Annotated in this window: 20 protein-coding genes and 1 pseudogene; 4 read left to right on the top strand and 17 right to left on the bottom strand. The window is 39.3% G+C overall.

The annotated features are described in order from the left end of the window. The first annotated feature begins 7 nt into the window (after positions 1 to 7). The gene (locus tag F3G75_RS05465; protein ID WP_149716851.1) at positions 8 to 295 is read left to right on the top strand and encodes a ComEA family DNA-binding protein; all 288 of its coding nucleotides are present in this window, start codon (positions 8 to 10) and stop codon (positions 293 to 295) included. 193 nt (positions 296 to 488) lie between these two features. On the opposite strand, the gene F3G75_RS09435 is transcribed toward F3G75_RS05465, so the two are convergent. Beyond that, on the bottom strand, positions 489 to 629 hold the full coding sequence (locus F3G75_RS09435) for a hypothetical protein (RefSeq protein WP_223154440.1): 141 nt from the start codon (positions 627 to 629) through the stop codon (positions 489 to 491). On the opposite strand from F3G75_RS09435, the pseudogene F3G75_RS09535 reads away from it, so the two are divergent. Together F3G75_RS09535 and F3G75_RS05460 are read left to right on the top strand one after the other, a co-directional pair. Further along, positions 595 to 678 (top strand): annotated as a pseudogene (locus F3G75_RS09535) (hypothetical protein); the annotation flags it as partial. The gene F3G75_RS09435 and the pseudogene F3G75_RS09535 sit on opposite strands and share 35 nt — an antisense overlap. 15 nt (positions 679 to 693) lie before the next feature. Beyond that, a complete protein-coding gene (locus F3G75_RS05460) occupies positions 694 to 1,686 on the top strand; it encodes a phosphoethanolamine transferase (protein WP_262481482.1) in 993 nt (330 codons plus the stop codon). A gap of 45 nt (positions 1,687 to 1,731) precedes the next feature. Here the strand turns inward: F3G75_RS05460 and glyS are convergent, their stop codons facing one another. The 13 genes from glyS to F3G75_RS05400 form a co-directional block, all read right to left on the bottom strand. Further along, positions 1,732 to 3,750 (bottom strand): glycine--tRNA ligase subunit beta, encoded by a 2,019-nt coding sequence (gene glyS / locus F3G75_RS05455; RefSeq protein ID WP_149716850.1) that lies wholly within the window; start codon positions 3,748 to 3,750, stop codon positions 1,732 to 1,734. A 152-nt stretch (positions 3,751 to 3,902) separates the two neighbouring features. Then, on the bottom strand, positions 3,903 to 5,306 hold the full coding sequence (locus F3G75_RS05450) for an endonuclease/exonuclease/phosphatase family protein (protein WP_149716849.1): 1,404 nt from the start codon (positions 5,304 to 5,306) through the stop codon (positions 3,903 to 3,905). Beyond that, positions 5,303 to 5,782 (bottom strand): tRNA (cytidine(34)-2'-O)-methyltransferase, encoded by a 480-nt coding sequence (locus tag F3G75_RS05445; protein ID WP_072594657.1) that lies wholly within the window; start codon positions 5,780 to 5,782, stop codon positions 5,303 to 5,305. Before F3G75_RS05445 ends, F3G75_RS05450 begins: the two co-directional genes overlap by 4 nt. Positions 5,783 to 5,855: 73 nt before the next feature. Continuing rightward, positions 5,856 to 7,043 (bottom strand): tRNA nucleotidyltransferase/poly(A) polymerase-related protein, encoded by a 1,188-nt coding sequence (locus tag F3G75_RS05440; RefSeq protein WP_149716848.1) that lies wholly within the window; start codon positions 7,041 to 7,043, stop codon positions 5,856 to 5,858. Then, on the bottom strand, positions 7,003 to 7,434 hold the full coding sequence (locus tag F3G75_RS05435; RefSeq protein ID WP_223154438.1) for a CiaD-like domain-containing protein: 432 nt from the start codon (positions 7,432 to 7,434) through the stop codon (positions 7,003 to 7,005). The genes F3G75_RS05440 and F3G75_RS05435 overlap by 41 nt, the downstream gene beginning before the upstream one ends. Beyond that, positions 7,416 to 7,661 carry a hypothetical protein gene (locus F3G75_RS05430; RefSeq protein ID WP_021091490.1) on the bottom strand — a complete coding sequence of 82 codons (246 nt, stop codon included), beginning with the start codon at positions 7,659 to 7,661 and terminating at the stop codon, positions 7,416 to 7,418. The genes F3G75_RS05435 and F3G75_RS05430 overlap by 19 nt, the downstream gene beginning before the upstream one ends. Further along, complete coding sequence (gene leuB / locus F3G75_RS05425) at positions 7,658 to 8,725, bottom strand: 3-isopropylmalate dehydrogenase (RefSeq protein ID WP_149716846.1); 1,068 nt, start codon at positions 8,723 to 8,725, stop codon at positions 7,658 to 7,660. Before leuB ends, F3G75_RS05430 begins: the two co-directional genes overlap by 4 nt. A gap of 9 nt (positions 8,726 to 8,734) precedes the next feature. Beyond that, the gene (locus F3G75_RS05420; RefSeq protein ID WP_149716845.1) at positions 8,735 to 9,220 is read right to left on the bottom strand and encodes a 3-isopropylmalate dehydratase small subunit; all 486 of its coding nucleotides are present in this window, start codon (positions 9,218 to 9,220) and stop codon (positions 8,735 to 8,737) included. A 129-nt stretch (positions 9,221 to 9,349) separates the two neighbouring features. Beyond that, a complete protein-coding gene (locus F3G75_RS05415; RefSeq protein ID WP_223154436.1) occupies positions 9,350 to 9,523 on the bottom strand; it encodes a YgaP family membrane protein in 174 nt (57 codons plus the stop codon). 13 nt (positions 9,524 to 9,536) lie between these two features. Continuing rightward, positions 9,537 to 9,698: a YgaP family membrane protein gene (locus F3G75_RS05410; RefSeq protein ID WP_021091464.1), complete on the bottom strand. Its 162-nt coding sequence runs from the start codon at positions 9,696 to 9,698 to the stop codon at positions 9,537 to 9,539. A gap of 10 nt (positions 9,699 to 9,708) precedes the next feature. Then, complete coding sequence (locus F3G75_RS09430; protein ID WP_223154349.1) at positions 9,709 to 9,963, bottom strand: hypothetical protein; 255 nt, start codon at positions 9,961 to 9,963, stop codon at positions 9,709 to 9,711. Between the two features lie 94 nt (positions 9,964 to 10,057). Further along, positions 10,058 to 11,047, bottom strand: coding sequence for an FAD-dependent oxidoreductase (locus tag F3G75_RS05405; RefSeq protein WP_223154351.1), 990 nt, complete (start codon positions 11,045 to 11,047; stop codon positions 10,058 to 10,060). A gap of 84 nt (positions 11,048 to 11,131) precedes the next feature. Beyond that, on the bottom strand, positions 11,132 to 11,776 hold the full coding sequence (locus F3G75_RS05400) for a Crp/Fnr family transcriptional regulator (protein ID WP_103560655.1): 645 nt from the start codon (positions 11,774 to 11,776) through the stop codon (positions 11,132 to 11,134). 83 nt (positions 11,777 to 11,859) lie between these two features. On the opposite strand from F3G75_RS05400, the gene F3G75_RS05395 reads away from it, so the two are divergent. Beyond that, entirely contained in the window at positions 11,860 to 12,819 is a 960-nt protein-coding gene (locus F3G75_RS05395; RefSeq protein WP_149716843.1) for an SLAC1 anion channel family protein, read from the top strand. Positions 12,820 to 12,839: 20 nt separating this feature from the next. Here the strand turns inward: F3G75_RS05395 and F3G75_RS05390 are convergent, their stop codons facing one another. The 3 genes from F3G75_RS05390 to F3G75_RS05380 all read right to left on the bottom strand — a co-directional run bounded on the left by F3G75_RS05390 (position 12,840) and on the right by F3G75_RS05380 (position 15,111). After that, entirely contained in the window at positions 12,840 to 13,691 is an 852-nt protein-coding gene (locus F3G75_RS05390) for a hypothetical protein (protein WP_149716842.1), read from the bottom strand. Between the two features lie 180 nt (positions 13,692 to 13,871). After that, positions 13,872 to 14,768, bottom strand: coding sequence for a DUF4299 family protein (locus F3G75_RS05385; protein ID WP_149716841.1), 897 nt, complete (start codon positions 14,766 to 14,768; stop codon positions 13,872 to 13,874). Between the two features lie 73 nt (positions 14,769 to 14,841). After that, positions 14,842 to 15,111 (bottom strand): DsrE/DsrF/TusD sulfur relay family protein, encoded by a 270-nt coding sequence (locus tag F3G75_RS05380; RefSeq protein ID WP_149716840.1) that lies wholly within the window; start codon positions 15,109 to 15,111, stop codon positions 14,842 to 14,844. Between the last annotated feature and the right edge of the window lie 23 nt (positions 15,112 to 15,134).

Below are 15,134 nucleotides of genomic sequence, written 5' to 3'. Positions count from 1 at the left end.
AGATAAGATGAGGATTAAAATTTTACTTTGTTTAGTAGTCGCAAGTATTGCATATGGCGCTAATCTAAATACGGCCAGCAAAAATGAGCTAATGGAACTTGGGCTAAGCAAAGGCCAGGCGTTAAACATTATAAAATACAGAAAAGCCCATAAATTTAAAAGCATCGATGAACTTGAAAAAGTCCAAGGTATTGGCTTTAACGATATGCAAAAAGTTAAAGAAAAACTTAGCATAAAAGAGAATGCAAAAGTTAAAAAAACTGAAGCAAAAAACTCCAAAGGCAAGAAAAAATAATCTTATTTTTTATTTGAAATTTCTAGCCATTTACATTTGAGTCCTATTATTATAGCTTTTTATAAAGGCTGAAAAGATGCTAAATATTAATAAATTTAAAAATATTAGTTTTTTAAAGTTTCTGATTTTATTTACTACTTACATATTTTTTATAAATTATATATTTTTATACAAAGGCGTTCTTTCAGGCTTTCTACAAAATAATCAACTCTCTTTTTCTATATTCTTTTTTCTTATATTTGCAATTGTCTTTATCTTGATTTTCGCTAGTATTTAATGAGCTTAAATTAAGAGCAAAAATTATCTCATTTTCTATAGTTGCAATAGCTATCATACTTTTATTAACGTCTAAAATTTTTATACCATTTTTTAGAGAGCATTCGAATTTAAGAACTGCATTGCTCCCATACTATCCCATCTACTCAGCTATAAAACTAGCAAAATCGATCACTCAAAAACCACTACCTTTTACTTATGTAGCAGATGATGCGGTACTAGCTGATGATAAAAAAATTTTAGTTTTGATAGTTGGCGAGACGCAAAGAAGTAGAAACTACTCACTAAATGGCTACGCCAAAAACGATACGAATAAATTTACTAAACAAAAAGATGTGGTAAGTTTTACAAATTTCTACTCATGTGGAACAGCCACAAAGACTAGTGTGCCTTACCTATTTTCAGACTTAAAGCGAGAAAATTTTAGTAACCGTGAAGCTAAAGCTCGTGAAAATTTAGTTGATATCATCAATAAGCTTGGTATAAAAACATACTTTTTTGGCAACAATAGCGGCGGCTGCAAGGGCGTTTGCGACAATCTTGATCAAAACCATACTTCAGATCATAGAACAGAAGGCTTTGATGAAGTGATATTTGATGAGGCCAAAAAGGTCATCAAAGATGTAAATTCCACCACCTTTATCGTGCTACATCTGCAAGGCTCGCACGGCCCTATCTACTACAAAGGCTATCCAAGCAAATTTAAAGAATTTACCCCAACTTGTGATACTGCCGAGCTAAATAAATGCACGCCAGATGAGATAGCAAATACCTATGACAACACTATTTTATATGAGGACTATCTACAAAGCGAGCTAATAAATGCCCTTGAAGCAAGAAAAGATGAATTTGAAGTCACCATGTTCTTTTTCTCAGATCACGGAGAGAGCCTAGGTGAAAACGGTATATATTTACATGGTCTGCCTTACTCCATCGCTCCAGACGAGCAAAAACACATCCCAGCCATCGTCTTTTCAAGCGATAGCGAACTTTTAAAAAGGCTAAAAACTAGAAAAGATGAGAGCCTTTCGCATGATTTTATATTTAGCTCAGTTCTTGGATATTTTGGAATAAAAACTAAGGCCTATGAGCCAGAATTTGATATCTTTAGGTAGTAAATTTAAAGCCAGCCTAGGCAAGAGCCTGAAGCTGGCGTAAATTTAAAAGCTGATCTCTTTTATATCAGCTACTTTTAGTATCTCACTATAAATTTGACCGATGATTGCGATGCGGTTGTTTCGCACTTTCTCGTTTTCAACGTTTATCATAACTTTGTCAAAAAACTCATCTATTTGCGGTTTTAGAGCAAATAATGCCTTTAGCCTTGGCTCATACGCTAGACTCTTATCAACTACTTTAAACGCGTCATTTAGGGATTTTTCAGCATCTATCTCAAAGAGACCCTCATCAACCTTGCTAAATTTATCATCTTTGATGATGTTTGCAAGGCGCTTAAATGTAGAGAAATTTTCCCTAAAGCTTGGTTCGCTAGAAATTTTAGCAAGTGCCTCTATCATCTTGGTTAGCTCCAAGATATCCTTTTCGCCGCTTTTTATGCACGCTTTTACGATAGAAGCATTTGCGTCAAAGAAAGTGTAAAGCCTATCAAGTATGAAATTTATAAGCACTTCAATGTCAAATTTCTTGTAGTCTTTTGCGATATCTTCTAAAATTTCTTTTACATTAAATTTCAAATTATGTGCCAAAACGATCTTTATCACGCCGTTTGCCGCGCGTCTTAGAGCGTAAGGATCTTTCGTGCCACTTGGGATTTTGCCAATGCTAAAGAGCCCCATTAGCGTGTCAAGCTTATTTGAAAGCGCTACAACCGAGCTAAATACCTTACTTGGGCACTGCGCCTCCTCACCGTCTGGCAAATACTGCTCTTTTATAGCTAAAACGACGTTTTCATCCTCATTTTTTGCCTTTGCGTAGTAAGCACCCATGATGCCTTGAAGCTCGGTAAACTCATAAACCATCTGCGTTGTAAGATCGGCCTTGCTTAGCATCACAGCTCGCTCAAGTTTGGCTCCATACTCGCCAGCTTCTTTTTTGAGTAGCTCATCGTAGTTGCTGGCTAGTTTTTTAGCCACTTTTAGCTCTCTAAGCTCTTTTTCGTAGATACTTCCAAGCTCTTTTAGATAAGTTATATTTTTTAGCTTTTCTGGGCTAAATTCGTGCAATAGGTCGCTTTGCCAAAAGAACATCGCGTCACTTAGTCTTGCTCTTAGCACCTTTTCGTTGCCTTTGATGATAAGCGAATAGTCTTGCGTTATGGCGTTACTAACAACCACAAAGCCATTTGCGAGCTTGCCATCTTTAAAGACTGGGAAGTAGCGCTGATTTTCCTTCATTGAAGTGATGATAACCTCGCTTGGTACCTCCAAAAATTCCTCTTCAAACGAGCCAAGAAGTGCTGTCGGATACTCGGTGATCGCCACGACTTCAGCCAACAAGTCTTTATCGATCTCGATCTTTAGCCCACTTTTTTGGCTAATTTTTTCAAACTCATCAAGAATTATTTTTTCTCTCTCACCCGCCTCAAGCACGATGCCACGGCTCTTTGAGCCTTCAAAATACTCTTTTATATTTGAAATTTTTATCTTGTCATAGCTAATGCTTCTGTGCGGATAGGTTGAATCGCTGCTCTCTACGCCAAATTTATTAAATTTTATGACTTCATCGCCAAGTAAACACAAAAACGATCTTATCGGACGGATAAACTCAAACTCGCCGTTGCCCCAGCGCATAGACTTGCCAAAGTTAAGACTCTTTAAAAACTCCTCAACTATGTCACCCATTATCTTGGCAACCGGCTCACCCTTTACCTCTTTTTCGTAGTAAAGCACCTCTTTGCCGTCTATCTCTTTAAATTTAAGCTCACTTTCATCTATGCCGCATTTATTTGCAAAGCTGAGTGCTGCCTTTGTAAATGCTCCGTCTTTTAGTGCCACTTGCTTTGGCGCACCGATAAAGCTAGCTACGCTATCAGGCTGAGATTGTGGGAATTTCTCATGGAAAAAGACCAAACGACGCGGCGTATAATAAAATTTAAAAGGACTTACAAGATTATATTTTTCAAGCACAGCCTGCCATTTAGCATTGATATTTGGTAGCTCCCTTAAAAAGGGTATCGCTGGAAGCTCCTCGACTCCAATTTCTAATAATAACTCTTTCATATTTCACTCTTTTTATTAAAATTTTCTCTTTTTTCTCTTACCATTTTTCTTACCCTCTCCTTCTCCTGTGACTGCAAAATGACGCCTCTTATCATAAAAATAAGAAATAAAACAAACGCCGTAATCATAAAAATATCTAAAATTTGCACTCTCTACTCCACAACGATTTGGTTTTCTCTCTTATAAATTTTAACTCTCACATTTTCAAAACTATACTCGCCATCTTTTAGCTTTTTCTTACTATAAACTCTGATCTTACCGTATGGTGTATGCAGGTAACCTCTCTCTAGTCTGCCAGAAATTTTAGCAAAGACATCTCCACTTCTAGCTTCGCTTAATTGCGATGCATCTAATAAATTTTCGCTAATATCTTTTGTGCCATACTCATTTATGATCTCATAAGAGCTGACTTCAAGCGCATCTTTATAAATTTTCATTCGCCTTACTAAAACATCTAACTCTTCGCCTAGAATAACACTATTTTTAGGATCATAAACATAAATTCCGCGGTGATTTTTCGAGACAATAAAGCCATGTTTATCTTTTAAGATAACAACCGCTTTTTCAATCACGACTGGCACTGCCTCTGGGTGATCAAAAAGCGTATCCACATCAGCCGTCTTATAGCTTTGTTCGCTTATTTTTTTATTGGCTTTGTTTTCATCTTTTTTAAAAAATTTACTTACAAAGCTCTTTTTTACTGGGCTTGGATCAGTTGAAATTTTAAACTTTAATGCAAAGTGATCTGAGTAGAGGTCACTCTTTGCAAAGCCCTTTTCATCGACTGCAAAGCTTGGTTTAAAGACTTCAAAACTACCACTAACATAACTTAGATCGCCATTTTCCATAAAGCTGGGCGAAAGTAAAACATGATCGATCGCTCTTTTTTTGCCATGCACTGCGTGAGAATATCTATCTTTTGGCTCAAGATCTTTATAAAGATCATAAAAATTTCTTGTTGCAATTATGTCATTTAGGATGGATTTTTGTCCAAAGGGCGAGTTAAAATCACCCAAAATAATTGCATTTTTCTCTTTACCCAGAGCTGTTCTTAACGTTTTTTCAGCCTTTTTTTGCATATTTATGCCATTTTTATAAGTTGGAAAGTGATTTACAAATATGCTAAATTTCTTGCCTTCTGTCTCAAACATAACCTTTAAAATATTTCTCGTCTTTACGTTTGGAACTTTAAAAATTTCACTACCACTTGGCTGCAACTTTGAAATAAGCCCAAGCCCAACAGGCGAATTTCTCTCCTTTGTAAAGCTTATAAATTTATACTCGCTATCACTTACTAGAGATTTTAAAACTTGCTCATTTTCAATCTCTTGAAGTGCGATAATGTCAGTATTTAGTGCATTTATGACTTGTCTTGTTCTTTGTAGTTTTGAATCAGCTGCCTCGCAGTCCCACTTTGATACGCCTACTTTAAAATCAAGATACTCGCTACCATCATCTTTGCAATCAAATAAATTTTGCACATTATAAGTTGCGATGCTAATTTCACTCGCAAATGCCACCAAAATGGTAAAAACCAAAGCAAAGACTACTCTCAAATCTCACTCCTAAAGTCAAATTCAGTGATATTTTGCCTGATCGCCTCATACGCGATAATGCCAGCACTCATAGCTAAATTTAAGCTCCTGCCCTCTTTTCCCATTGGTATGGTTATGGCGTTTTTAAAATTTATATCCATAAATTCTCTTGGCAACCCAGTACTCTCGCCACCAAAAAATATAAAATCTCCTGGCTTAAACCTAGCCTCGTAGTAAAGCCTATTTGTCTTTGTAGTAGCGAAGAAAAATCTATCCTTGTGGCTTAAGTTTGCTTCTAAAAATTCTTCCAAACTATCCCAAATTTTTGGATTTAAAATTTTCCAGTAGTCAAGCCCTGCTCGTCTAACAGCCTTTTCACTCAGATCAAACACAGTGGGCTTAACGATATGTAGCTTTAAATTTGCATTAACGCACATTCTACCGATAGCTCCAGTATTTTGCGGTATCTGAGGATGAACTAAGACTATGTTAAACATAAGCTTTCTTTGCCTTAAAAGTGTTATAAACTAGCCTATTTTAGCCAAAATGGGCTTTTAAGAGTTTTAAAGACTAATCTTTTCTAGGCTTATGCTCGCTTAGATATTTTGAAATTTCAAGCTCTTGCCTACGTTTTATCTCTTTTGCGATCTCTTCGTTTTTAAAACCAGCTGATAAAATTTCTATCACATCGACTTTCGCGTCAAATTTTAGCTCATAAATTCCAAGTTTCTTGGCACGCTCTATTCGCTCTTTATTATAAGCTCCAAGCCATGATTTTATAGGCATGCTAAGTGCTATTTGCATTAGCTCTTTATCGCTTGGCATGTCCTTAAAATAAGGCTGCTTTAAGATAGAAAGGTAGCTCTTTGGCAGACGCATTTTCTCTAAAATTTCTTTTGCATCAAGCTCAAATTTTCCAAAAAATAGATACAAAAATAATCTCTCATCATCCAGGAATTCTCTAGCACTCTTAAGATCAGTCAAAAACTCATCATCTTTATAAATTTGCACGCCAAAAATTTCTTTAAAAAGTCCAAGCTCAAAAAGATAGTAAGCTCCTTTTTCTAGATGCTCTGAGCGAAAAAATTTAATAAGCTCAGTATTTATCCTATCTCTGCTTAGATGCTCCAAACTAAGGCTTTTCATAAGAGCTAGTGTCTCGTTCGCTATACTAAAATCAAGCCTAGCGCTAAACTGCACACCACGAAGCACCCTTAGTGGATCTTCTTTAAATTTTTCACTATCAATGTGCCTTAATATCTTGTTTGCTAAATCTTGCTTCCCGCCGTAAAAGTCTAAAATTTCTCCATTAAAGATATTCATCATCATGGCATTTATCGTAAAATCTCGCCTAAGGCTCGCCATTTTGGGATCATTAATATAGCTTACCGCAAAGTCTTTGTGCGAATTTCCAGTTTTACTCTCGCTTCTTGGAAGCCCAATATCGTAGTTTTTGTATTTGTAGATAAAGTAGCTTTTGCCAACTCCGCTAGCGCCTATTCTAGCCATTAGCTCATTAAATTTAGTGGGCTCAATGTCATAAACTTCGATGTCATAATCGTAAATTTCTCGCCCTAAGAACGCATCTCTCACGCAGCCACCAACTAGATAGATACGTGAAGTAAATGGAGCAAATAGCGATCTAAAAAAGTCTAGCTCGCTATTTTTATAAATTTCATTTTTGATTTTTATCTCATTTTTTGAGCCATCTAATGGCTTATTTTGAGAGATTTTGGAGTCTATTTTCGATATTTGCAAGGGTAAATTCTAAAAATTTTGTAGTTAGCTCAAGCCTTGAAGCAAGATTTTGCTCAGGAGTTTGTTTAAGCCCTTCAAAAAGCACTTCTATGCGTTCGGCAAGATTTGCCAAGAAAATTTTCTCTTCGCTCACCTCTCTATTTTTTATTGGACTTACTGGATCCTCTTTTACCTCAAATACTTGCTCATTTTGTAAATTTGCCTCAACTTTTAGCTCGTTATTTAGTGCATTTTCATTATTCTCTATGGCCAAAAGCTCTTTTTTTAAATTCTCTCGCTCAAGCTCTTCTTGCTTTTTACTTTGCAATGCTTCTATTTTTTCAAGCTCAGCGCTAACCTCGCTGATTGCCATTCTAGCAATATCATCAAGCTTCATAATCTTATCAACCACCTTTTAAATTCATTTATCTCTTCGTCACTTTTCATCGCTATAAAAAACTCTTTCATCTGCTCGTTTTTTATCGCTCGCTCTTTGCGAAGTCCGCTAAGGCGGTTTATCGCGCTAAGGGCATCTTTGTTTGACGGATCTTGCTTTAAGATATTTTTATAAATTTCAAGTGCATCATCTTTTAGCCCCTGAGCTTCGTAGATGAGTGCTTCGGTGATTGTGTTTTTCATTTTTTGATAAATCCTGCGATAACATCGCCTATTTCGCTAGTTGAGCAAATTTCAACTGCATTAAAAGCAGCGATATCTTTTGTTCTATAGCCTTTTGCAAGTGCCTCTTTCACAGCATTTTCTATCGCATCTGCGGCGTCATTTTCGCTAAATGCGTATCTTAGCATCATTGCTGCACTTAAAATTGTTGCGATTGGATTTGCTATGCCCTGCCCTGCGATGTCTGGTGCTGAGCCGTGTATTGGCTCATAAATTCCCACCTTACCGCCCATGCTAGCACTTGGCAAAAGTCCTATCGAACCACAAACCATACTCGCTTCATCACTTAAAATGTCGCCAAATAAATTTTCAGTAAGTATGACGTCAAAATTTGCTGGCGCTCTTACTAGCTGCATCGCTGCGTTATCCACATACATAAAGCTAAGCTCTACTTCAGGATAGCCCTTTGCCACCTCGCTAGTCACCTCGCGCCAAAGCTGACTTGTCTCAAGCACATTTGCCTTATCGACCATGCAGACCTTTTTCTTGCGAAGCATTGCTGTTTCAAAAGCGATATTTGCGATACGCTCGATTTCCATTTTAGAATAAACCATCGTATTAAACGCTCTATCTTCACCTTTTTCACGTGGCTGTCCAAAATAAAGTCCGCCCGTTAGCTCACGAACCACGACAAAATCAACGCCTCTTAAAACCTCTGGCTTTAGTGTGCTAGCATCCACTAGCTCATCAAAAACGATGGCTGGGCGTAAATTTGCATAAGCTTCAAGCTCTTTTCTAATCTTTAAAAGTCCGCTCTCTGGCCTTAGATGTCTTGGCAAACTATCCCACTTCTCGCCGCCGATCGCTCCAAAAAGCACAGCATCAGAGCTTAGAGCAGAACTAAGCGTCTCATCTGGCAAAGGCACACCAAATACATCATAAGCTGCACCGCCCATAAGCTTGTAGTCGTACTCAAATTTTATCCCAAACTCAGCGCTAACGACATCTAGAATTTTTATCGCCTCATCTATGATCTCAGGGCCGATGCCATCGCCTTTTATAACGCAAATTTTATAGTTTTTCATCGCCGCTCCTTAGTTCATCTTCGCTTTTGCATACTCTATAAGTCCGCCAGCATTTAAAAGCTCTTGCATAAAAGGCGGTATAGGGCTAAATTTATACTCTTTGCCGCTGGTTAAATTTACGATCGCGCCGTTATCTACATCTATTTTTAGCTCATCGCCCTCGTTTATTTCGTCCGTTTCTTTGATTTCAAGTATCAAAAGTCCCGTATTAAAGCTATTTCTATAAAAAATTCTCGCATAACTTTTAGCTATCACCGCGCCTATACCGGCGGCTTTAAGCGCGATAGGAGCGTGCTCGCGAGAGCTGCCGCAGCCGAAATTTTCGCCCGCTACGATAATGTCGCCTTTATCTATCTTGGTACTGAAATTAGGATCAGCATCTTCCATAATATGCTTTGCCAAAATGTTTTCGTCAGAGGTGTTTAAGTATCTAGCAGCGATGATGATATCAGTATCGATATTATCGCCAAATTTCCAAACCTTGCCTTCTTTCATCTTTAACCTTTTGTTATGTAAATTTGAGCTGATTTTAGCCAAAAGTAACTAAATAATTCATCAAATCACAAATAAAGTCTGCGATTTAAACGGCTAAAAGGCAAGGCAAGGGGCGTTTAATGCCCCCTTTTATCTTTTTAAATTTAAAGAACACCTACCTAAGAATTTACACGCTGGGCAAAATCCGGTAACACCGACAATGATTGGAATTAGGCCGATTAACGCCCAGTAGCTCTCATAAAAATACCAAACTGCCACCATAAAAACTAGCCCCAGAATGACCCTAATAATTCTACTTTTCACGCTTACCATTTTTTTACCTTTTCTTAAAAATTTTATAAAGCGGGCAGTAGCCGTAATATCCCGTTAAAAGCGGAATTAGCCCGACCGTCCACAACCAGCAGTCGCAAATAAATCCGAAAATAAAAAACCAAATCGCCGCTATAATCAAACGTATAGTTTTATCTAAAACGCTCATTTTATCTCCTTTAAGCCAAAGCTTTTAGCATTCCATTCATAACCATAGGTTTAAATCCGTAAATTTTAACCAGCCAACTAATATAGCTCTCCCTGGTAGCGCCGAAGCACTCTAGCGTCGGAGCCGTTCCCTCCCAGTCAAACTCTACCATTATGGCTTTGGCGTATTTGGTGATAAAAGGGCAAGCTGTATATCCGGTAAATTTCTCGCTAGGTTCTCGTCCTTTTATCGTATCGGCTAAATTTTTAGCTAAGATCGGATACATTTTCCTAACGCTAGCCCCAGTTTTGCCGGCCGCAAATCCGCAAATATCGCCGATACCGAATATATTTTTAAATTTTGTACTTTGCAGGCTGTATTTATCGACGGCTAAAAAAATTTAGCTTGTCGCCCTCTTTAGTTAGGCCGGCGCGAGCTAAAATTTCGCTTCCTTTTTGCTTAGGCGGCAAGTGAAGCCAGTCGTATTTTACGTCGATTAGCTCGGACGCGATTTTATCTTCGCCGTTTTGCCTATACGCCGTCCAAAACTCGAAAGTAGCGGTATTTGAGCTTTTATCGACGGCTACGATTTGGTGGCGAAGATTAAATTTTATCTTTCTTTTTATCATTATTTGAGTCATCGCCGCGGCATAAGTCGGATCTCCGAAAAGCTTGCCGCCGCCGACGTAAAGATTAACGCTGCCTTTATCGCGGTTGCCGGCCAACCTCAGCCTATCTTCGCTCATGCATGTTACTTTTTTATTAGCGCCGCTGCATTTCATCGGGGTTTTTTGATCGCAAAATACCGCCGCGCCGCCGTTTTGAGAGAATTTTTTCATCAGCTCGTTGCTCTTTACGGCGCCTTGTAGGGTGTAGACGGAGGATATATTGCCGCTCGTATCGTTAATATCCTCTAAGCTCAGCCCCTTAACGGCTTCAAAATCGTATTCCACGCCGCTTGCTACGATTAGATAATCATACCCAAGCTCGCTCCCGTCGTCTAAGACGAGTAGATTGGCTTCGGGCTTTATCTCCGATACGTTTTTGCGTATCCACTCGGTTCCTTGCGGGACATAATCCGCTTTTTCGTAAACGACGTCGCTAGCTTCGTAAATTCCGACGGCGATTAGCGTAAAGCCAGGCTGATAGTAAAATTTCTCGTCTTTATCCACGAGAATTACCTTGGCGTTAGGCATATCTCTTCTAAGTTTAGCCGCCAACGCGATACCGCTAAGTCCCGCGCCCATTATGACGATTTTAGAATTTATATCGTCGTTTTCGCCGCCCGTTGCCGAGCAACCGCTCATACTCGCGGCTAGTCCCGCGACCCCCATTAGCTTTAAAGCGTCTCTTCTTTGCAGTCCTTTCATAAATTCTCCTTTAAAACGAGTTTATGAAATGCTACCTAAAAAAGGCCGCCCTATCCGTAACAATGTTACCTTAAAACGAGAATTTTAAGAAACTAGCCTTATTTCGCCGCGGCTTTGCGTTATTTGCCCGCTTCTCTCAAGCTCTTTAAGCACCCTAGATACCGCTTCTCTAGCGCTTCCTAGATGATTCGCCAACTCTTCGTGAGTTATTTTTATAAAATTTTCGTTTAGATTTTCGATGCTTTGGGATAAAAAATTCATAATCCGCGCCGAAAGCGGCGAAAACAAAGCCTGCTCCATAACGTTTATCGTTCTAGCAAACCGATCGGCTACGATTTTTAGAGTAAAATTTAAAATACTCGGATATTTTTCTTTAAGAGGCTTGTAAATTCGCGCTGGAATAACGATGATCTCGCTATCTTGCTCGATTTCGACGCTTACTTTATTTTCTAACGAATTTATAGAACACGTATCGCACAGCACGCAGCTCTCGTCTTTGGTTAGCCTAAATATCGTTATTTCCTTTGCGCTAGATGACACAAACGCCCTTAAAACGCCTTTTAGTATAAGTATAAATCCGAAGCAATCGTTTCCGGAGTAAAATATATCGCCCTTTTTTACGGTTTTTAAATACGCGTTAGCAAAGATCGCATTTAGATCCTCGCTTGCTAGATCGAAATTATTCGTAAATCTCTCGCGCAAAATTTCTTTTAACTCTTCGCTTAGCATTTTGCCCTTTCGTGACTTCGTTACAAAAATTTAACCTTATTATAGGTAATATTGCATAAAAATTTAATACGAAAAGAAAAACAATGCACGATGTTAAGAAAAACGACTCGCAAAGCAAAATAAAATCGCTGCCGATTATGCTTTTTGCCGGTACTATGGGGCTTGGAGGACTTTGCGCGGCTTATAAGAAATTAAGCAAGATATTTGATTTACCGAGCGAGATATTCTCGGTGCTTAGAGCGCTAGACTGCACGGTATTTTGCCTACTTTCGGCGTTTTACCTCTTTAAGCTTTTAAAATTTAAAGAAGAAGTAAAGGCCGAATTTTCGCACCCTATAAGGATAAATTTTTTCGGCGGATTCATCATCTCGCTTTTTCTTTTAGCTCTAGCCTACAAAGACGCGCCGCGACTATACTACTCGCTTTTTTACGCGGCTTTAGGCTTGCAAACTATTTTTACGCTTTACGTAATTTCTTTTTGGATCGACGAAAAATTCGATATCGCGACGCTAAATCCGGCATGGTTTATCCCCGTAGTGGGCAACTTGCTAATCCCGATCATAGCCGAAAAATCTCAAGCGATCTGGTATTATTTTAGTTTGGGGCTATTTTTCTGGATTATTTTATTCGCCGTTATATTTTACAGATTAGTCTTTTGCGATAAGTTAGCCGACAAATTCGTCCCGACGCTAGTCATTACGCTAGCGCCGCCGGCTATGGCATTTTTGGGATACGTAAAGCTAACCGAGCGATTCGATGCTTTTGCGGCGATACTGCTTAATATAAACGTGTTTTTCGCGGCGCTTATACTTTTTTCGTATAAAAGATTTATTAAACTCAAATTCGCCCTATCGTGGTGGGCTTTTACCTTCCCGACGGCCGCTAGCTCCATAGCGTTTTTAAAAGCTTACGAAATTACGCAAAGCGATTTTTACTTAGTTTTAGGCGTCGGCGCTTTTACGGCTCTAGTCGCTTCGATTTTGATAGTCGGGTTTTTAACGGTTAAATCTATAATAAACGGCGAAATTTTTTCGGAAAAATAGCCTTAGCTCAAAAATTTACTTTAGTAGTATTCGTAGCTGATTTCTAGCTTTTTATATAGGCCGATTTCCGTTATGTCGCCGTTTTCGTAGTATTTGTCCGCTGGCTTAAATTTGACCGAGGTTTTATGCGTCAAATTTCCCCGCTCGTCCCTGCTTATATCCTTAAACTGCAAAATTTGCCAGATTTTTGCCTCAGAGCCGAAGTAATTTACCGACGTATACTCCATCTCGTCGCCGTTTGCGGCGTAGTAATAAACCCATTTTGAGTTTGGGGCTTGCGTGATTTTTTCGTATTCGCCGTTTGGCTTGCGCTCGAAGCTTATCTCTATGGCGTGGCGCGGCTCCATATTATTTTCTATCCGCGTTAAAACGCCCTTTTCGTCGTAGACGTAGCTATCGTCCGTCACTAGTGTCCCGCCAGAATACGCCGCCCGAGCGATCATTTTGCCGTCCTTGCCGTAAGTGGTTTTCTCCGTGCGGGGGTAAAATTTATCCTCCACATGCTGCTCTTTGGCCGTTGCGACTAAATTTTCGCCGTCAAATTCGTATTCGTAGAGATAAACGGCGCTATCTTGATATTTTTTGCGCACTAACCCGTCTTTGCCGTACTCAAACAAAACCGAACTATTTGGTACGCCGTTTATATGCTCGGTTTCTTGCACTATATAGCCGTTTTCGTTAAACTCCGTCCGCTTTACGCGCGTATTTTCTAGCGCGCCCGAGCCGTCTATAGAGTATTCGTACTCCGTAGCCGTCATGCTTTTGACCTCGCCTTTTAGCTCCTTTTTACTCCAGTCGCTTTGCGGTAAAACGGCCGAGCTTAGACAGCAAACCGCCGATGCCGCTGTGAAAATAGCTTTTAAAATTTTCATTTTTATCCTTTTTCAAATCACGCAAAGCCTAGATTGGTTTAGGTTAAAATTTCGCCTAATTTAGCCCAAAAAGCGGCAATACTAATAAAATCCTAGCTTTTACGAGTTTAAATATATGCTTAAAATCGACTCAAATTTTTAAGGCGAATTTTCATTTTCGAGTGGTTTATTAACTTAAAACTAAGCTTTATTTGCTTTTTTTAAAATTTCCATCATCTCTTCTTCGCTAAGCGGCTCAACCAGTATATTTGCGGCGTCTATGAAGCGATATTTTTCTTTTGGTAAATTTTTCATGAAAGCGCCATATTCGCATTCGCCGAGCACGTGCGCGTCCTTATCGTCTACGCCGACTACTAGCGTAAGTATCCAGCGCGAGACCTTGCGCTCTCCTAAAACTTCTTGCGCTTGCCACGAAGGAGAGGGAGCGTAAGGCAAGATAGTCGGTAAATTTTCACTAAGCGTATACGCGCCAAAAATTTCATTCCCGTTTTTATCTTCGTATAAATTCTCTCTTGCGCTATAAGCGTCAAGGTACTGCACCTGCCTCATCATCTCATCAAATTTAGCCACGGGGCTGGCGCTTGCAAAAATTTCATCTATCATAACCGCGTCAAACGCCACGTCGCGCTCCACGCCATAAATATGAAGCGTTTGATTTTCCTCTTTTGCGTCCTTTAGAGCTTCAAGTCCCCACATTATGTCGGCTTCATAATCAAATTTTAAAATTTGCTTTTCATCGCAAATTTGCTCGTTGTCGCACTCTATTGGTGAGCCAGTTTGGGCTGAGAGCTTTGAGAGTAGCTCAAGCGCGATCCGCCAGTCGCCAACGCCGCTTGGAGTGCAGACTCGCACGATATATTTTCCATCTTCATAGTTTAGCTCAAAGCCACGAGCACTTTTCTCCCAAATTCCTGCGATCATCACGTCAGCGCCCAGCTCATTTGCTCCTGGCTCCTCTTGCTCACTGTTAAAAAAGAAAAGTCCCTCAACAAGCTCTGAAATTTCACGCTCACTTAGCGCCTTTGCATATCCGCCAAGTAGCTTCTTCTTGTTTTTTATACTAAATGTCAAACTCATAAATTCTCCTTTATCTACTCTAAATTGTCATCACCTGATCGCACTGCCTAACCCGCTCTAACAAGATATCCATTCACCAAGCCTCAAAATAAGACTCTGCCGCGTGCAAACCGCACCTTGTTTGGCAGCTACCACAAACATTGAGCACAGTGCCGCTAGATAGAGATCGTAGTTTTTCTGGCTTTTTGGTGCTATTTCGCGCAAGATCGACCGCATCGTTCATTAGAAAAATTCTAACCTCTTCGCCTTTTTCTTTTAGCGTTTTAGCTAGCCTTAATGCGTTGTAAGCATTGTCGGTACCGTTGTATGGCTGATTTGTAAGTATAAATAGAAATTTTTTCATCTTTTTCTCCTTTTGCCAAAAAT

Origin of the sequence: Campylobacter concisus (assembly GCF_902460705.1) — a bacterium.
Lineage (GTDB): Bacteria > Campylobacterota > Campylobacteria > Campylobacterales > Campylobacteraceae > Campylobacter_A > Campylobacter_A concisus_Z.
Note: the sequence above shows the minus strand (reverse complement) of the source record. Positions and strands in the feature narration are given on the sequence as shown.

Coding starts and splice junctions, on each gene's coding strand:
- F3G75_RS05465 (WP_149716851.1), top strand. CDS start 8: ATGAGGATTAAAATTTTACTTTGTTTAGTAGTCGCAAGTATTGCATAT.
- F3G75_RS09435 (WP_223154440.1), bottom strand. CDS start 629: ATGATAGCTATTGCAACTATAGAAAATGAGATAATTTTTGCTCTTAAT.
- glyS (WP_149716850.1), bottom strand. CDS start 3,750: ATGAAAGAGTTATTATTAGAAATTGGAGTCGAGGAGCTTCCAGCGATA.
- F3G75_RS05445 (WP_072594657.1), bottom strand. CDS start 5,782: ATGTTTAACATAGTCTTAGTTCATCCTCAGATACCGCAAAATACTGGA.
- F3G75_RS05430 (WP_021091490.1), bottom strand. CDS start 7,661: ATGAAAAACACAATCACCGAAGCACTCATCTACGAAGCTCAGGGGCTA.
- leuB (WP_149716846.1), bottom strand. CDS start 8,725: ATGAAAAACTATAAAATTTGCGTTATAAAAGGCGATGGCATCGGCCCT.
- F3G75_RS05420 (WP_149716845.1), bottom strand. CDS start 9,220: ATGAAAGAAGGCAAGGTTTGGAAATTTGGCGATAATATCGATACTGAT.
- F3G75_RS05410 (WP_021091464.1), bottom strand. CDS start 9,698: ATGAGCGTTTTAGATAAAACTATACGTTTGATTATAGCGGCGATTTGG.
- F3G75_RS09430 (WP_223154349.1), bottom strand. CDS start 9,963: ATGTATCCGATCTTAGCTAAAAATTTAGCCGATACGATAAAAGGACGA.
- F3G75_RS05405 (WP_223154351.1), bottom strand. CDS start 11,047: ATGAAAGGACTGCAAAGAAGAGACGCTTTAAAGCTAATGGGGGTCGCG.
- F3G75_RS05400 (WP_103560655.1), bottom strand. CDS start 11,776: ATGCTAAGCGAAGAGTTAAAAGAAATTTTGCGCGAGAGATTTACGAAT.
- F3G75_RS05395 (WP_149716843.1), top strand. CDS start 11,860: ATGCACGATGTTAAGAAAAACGACTCGCAAAGCAAAATAAAATCGCTG.
- F3G75_RS05390 (WP_149716842.1), bottom strand. CDS start 13,691: ATGAAAATTTTAAAAGCTATTTTCACAGCGGCATCGGCGGTTTGCTGT.
- F3G75_RS05385 (WP_149716841.1), bottom strand. CDS start 14,768: ATGAGTTTGACATTTAGTATAAAAAACAAGAAGAAGCTACTTGGCGGA.
- F3G75_RS05380 (WP_149716840.1), bottom strand. CDS start 15,111: ATGAAAAAATTTCTATTTATACTTACAAATCAGCCATACAACGGTACC.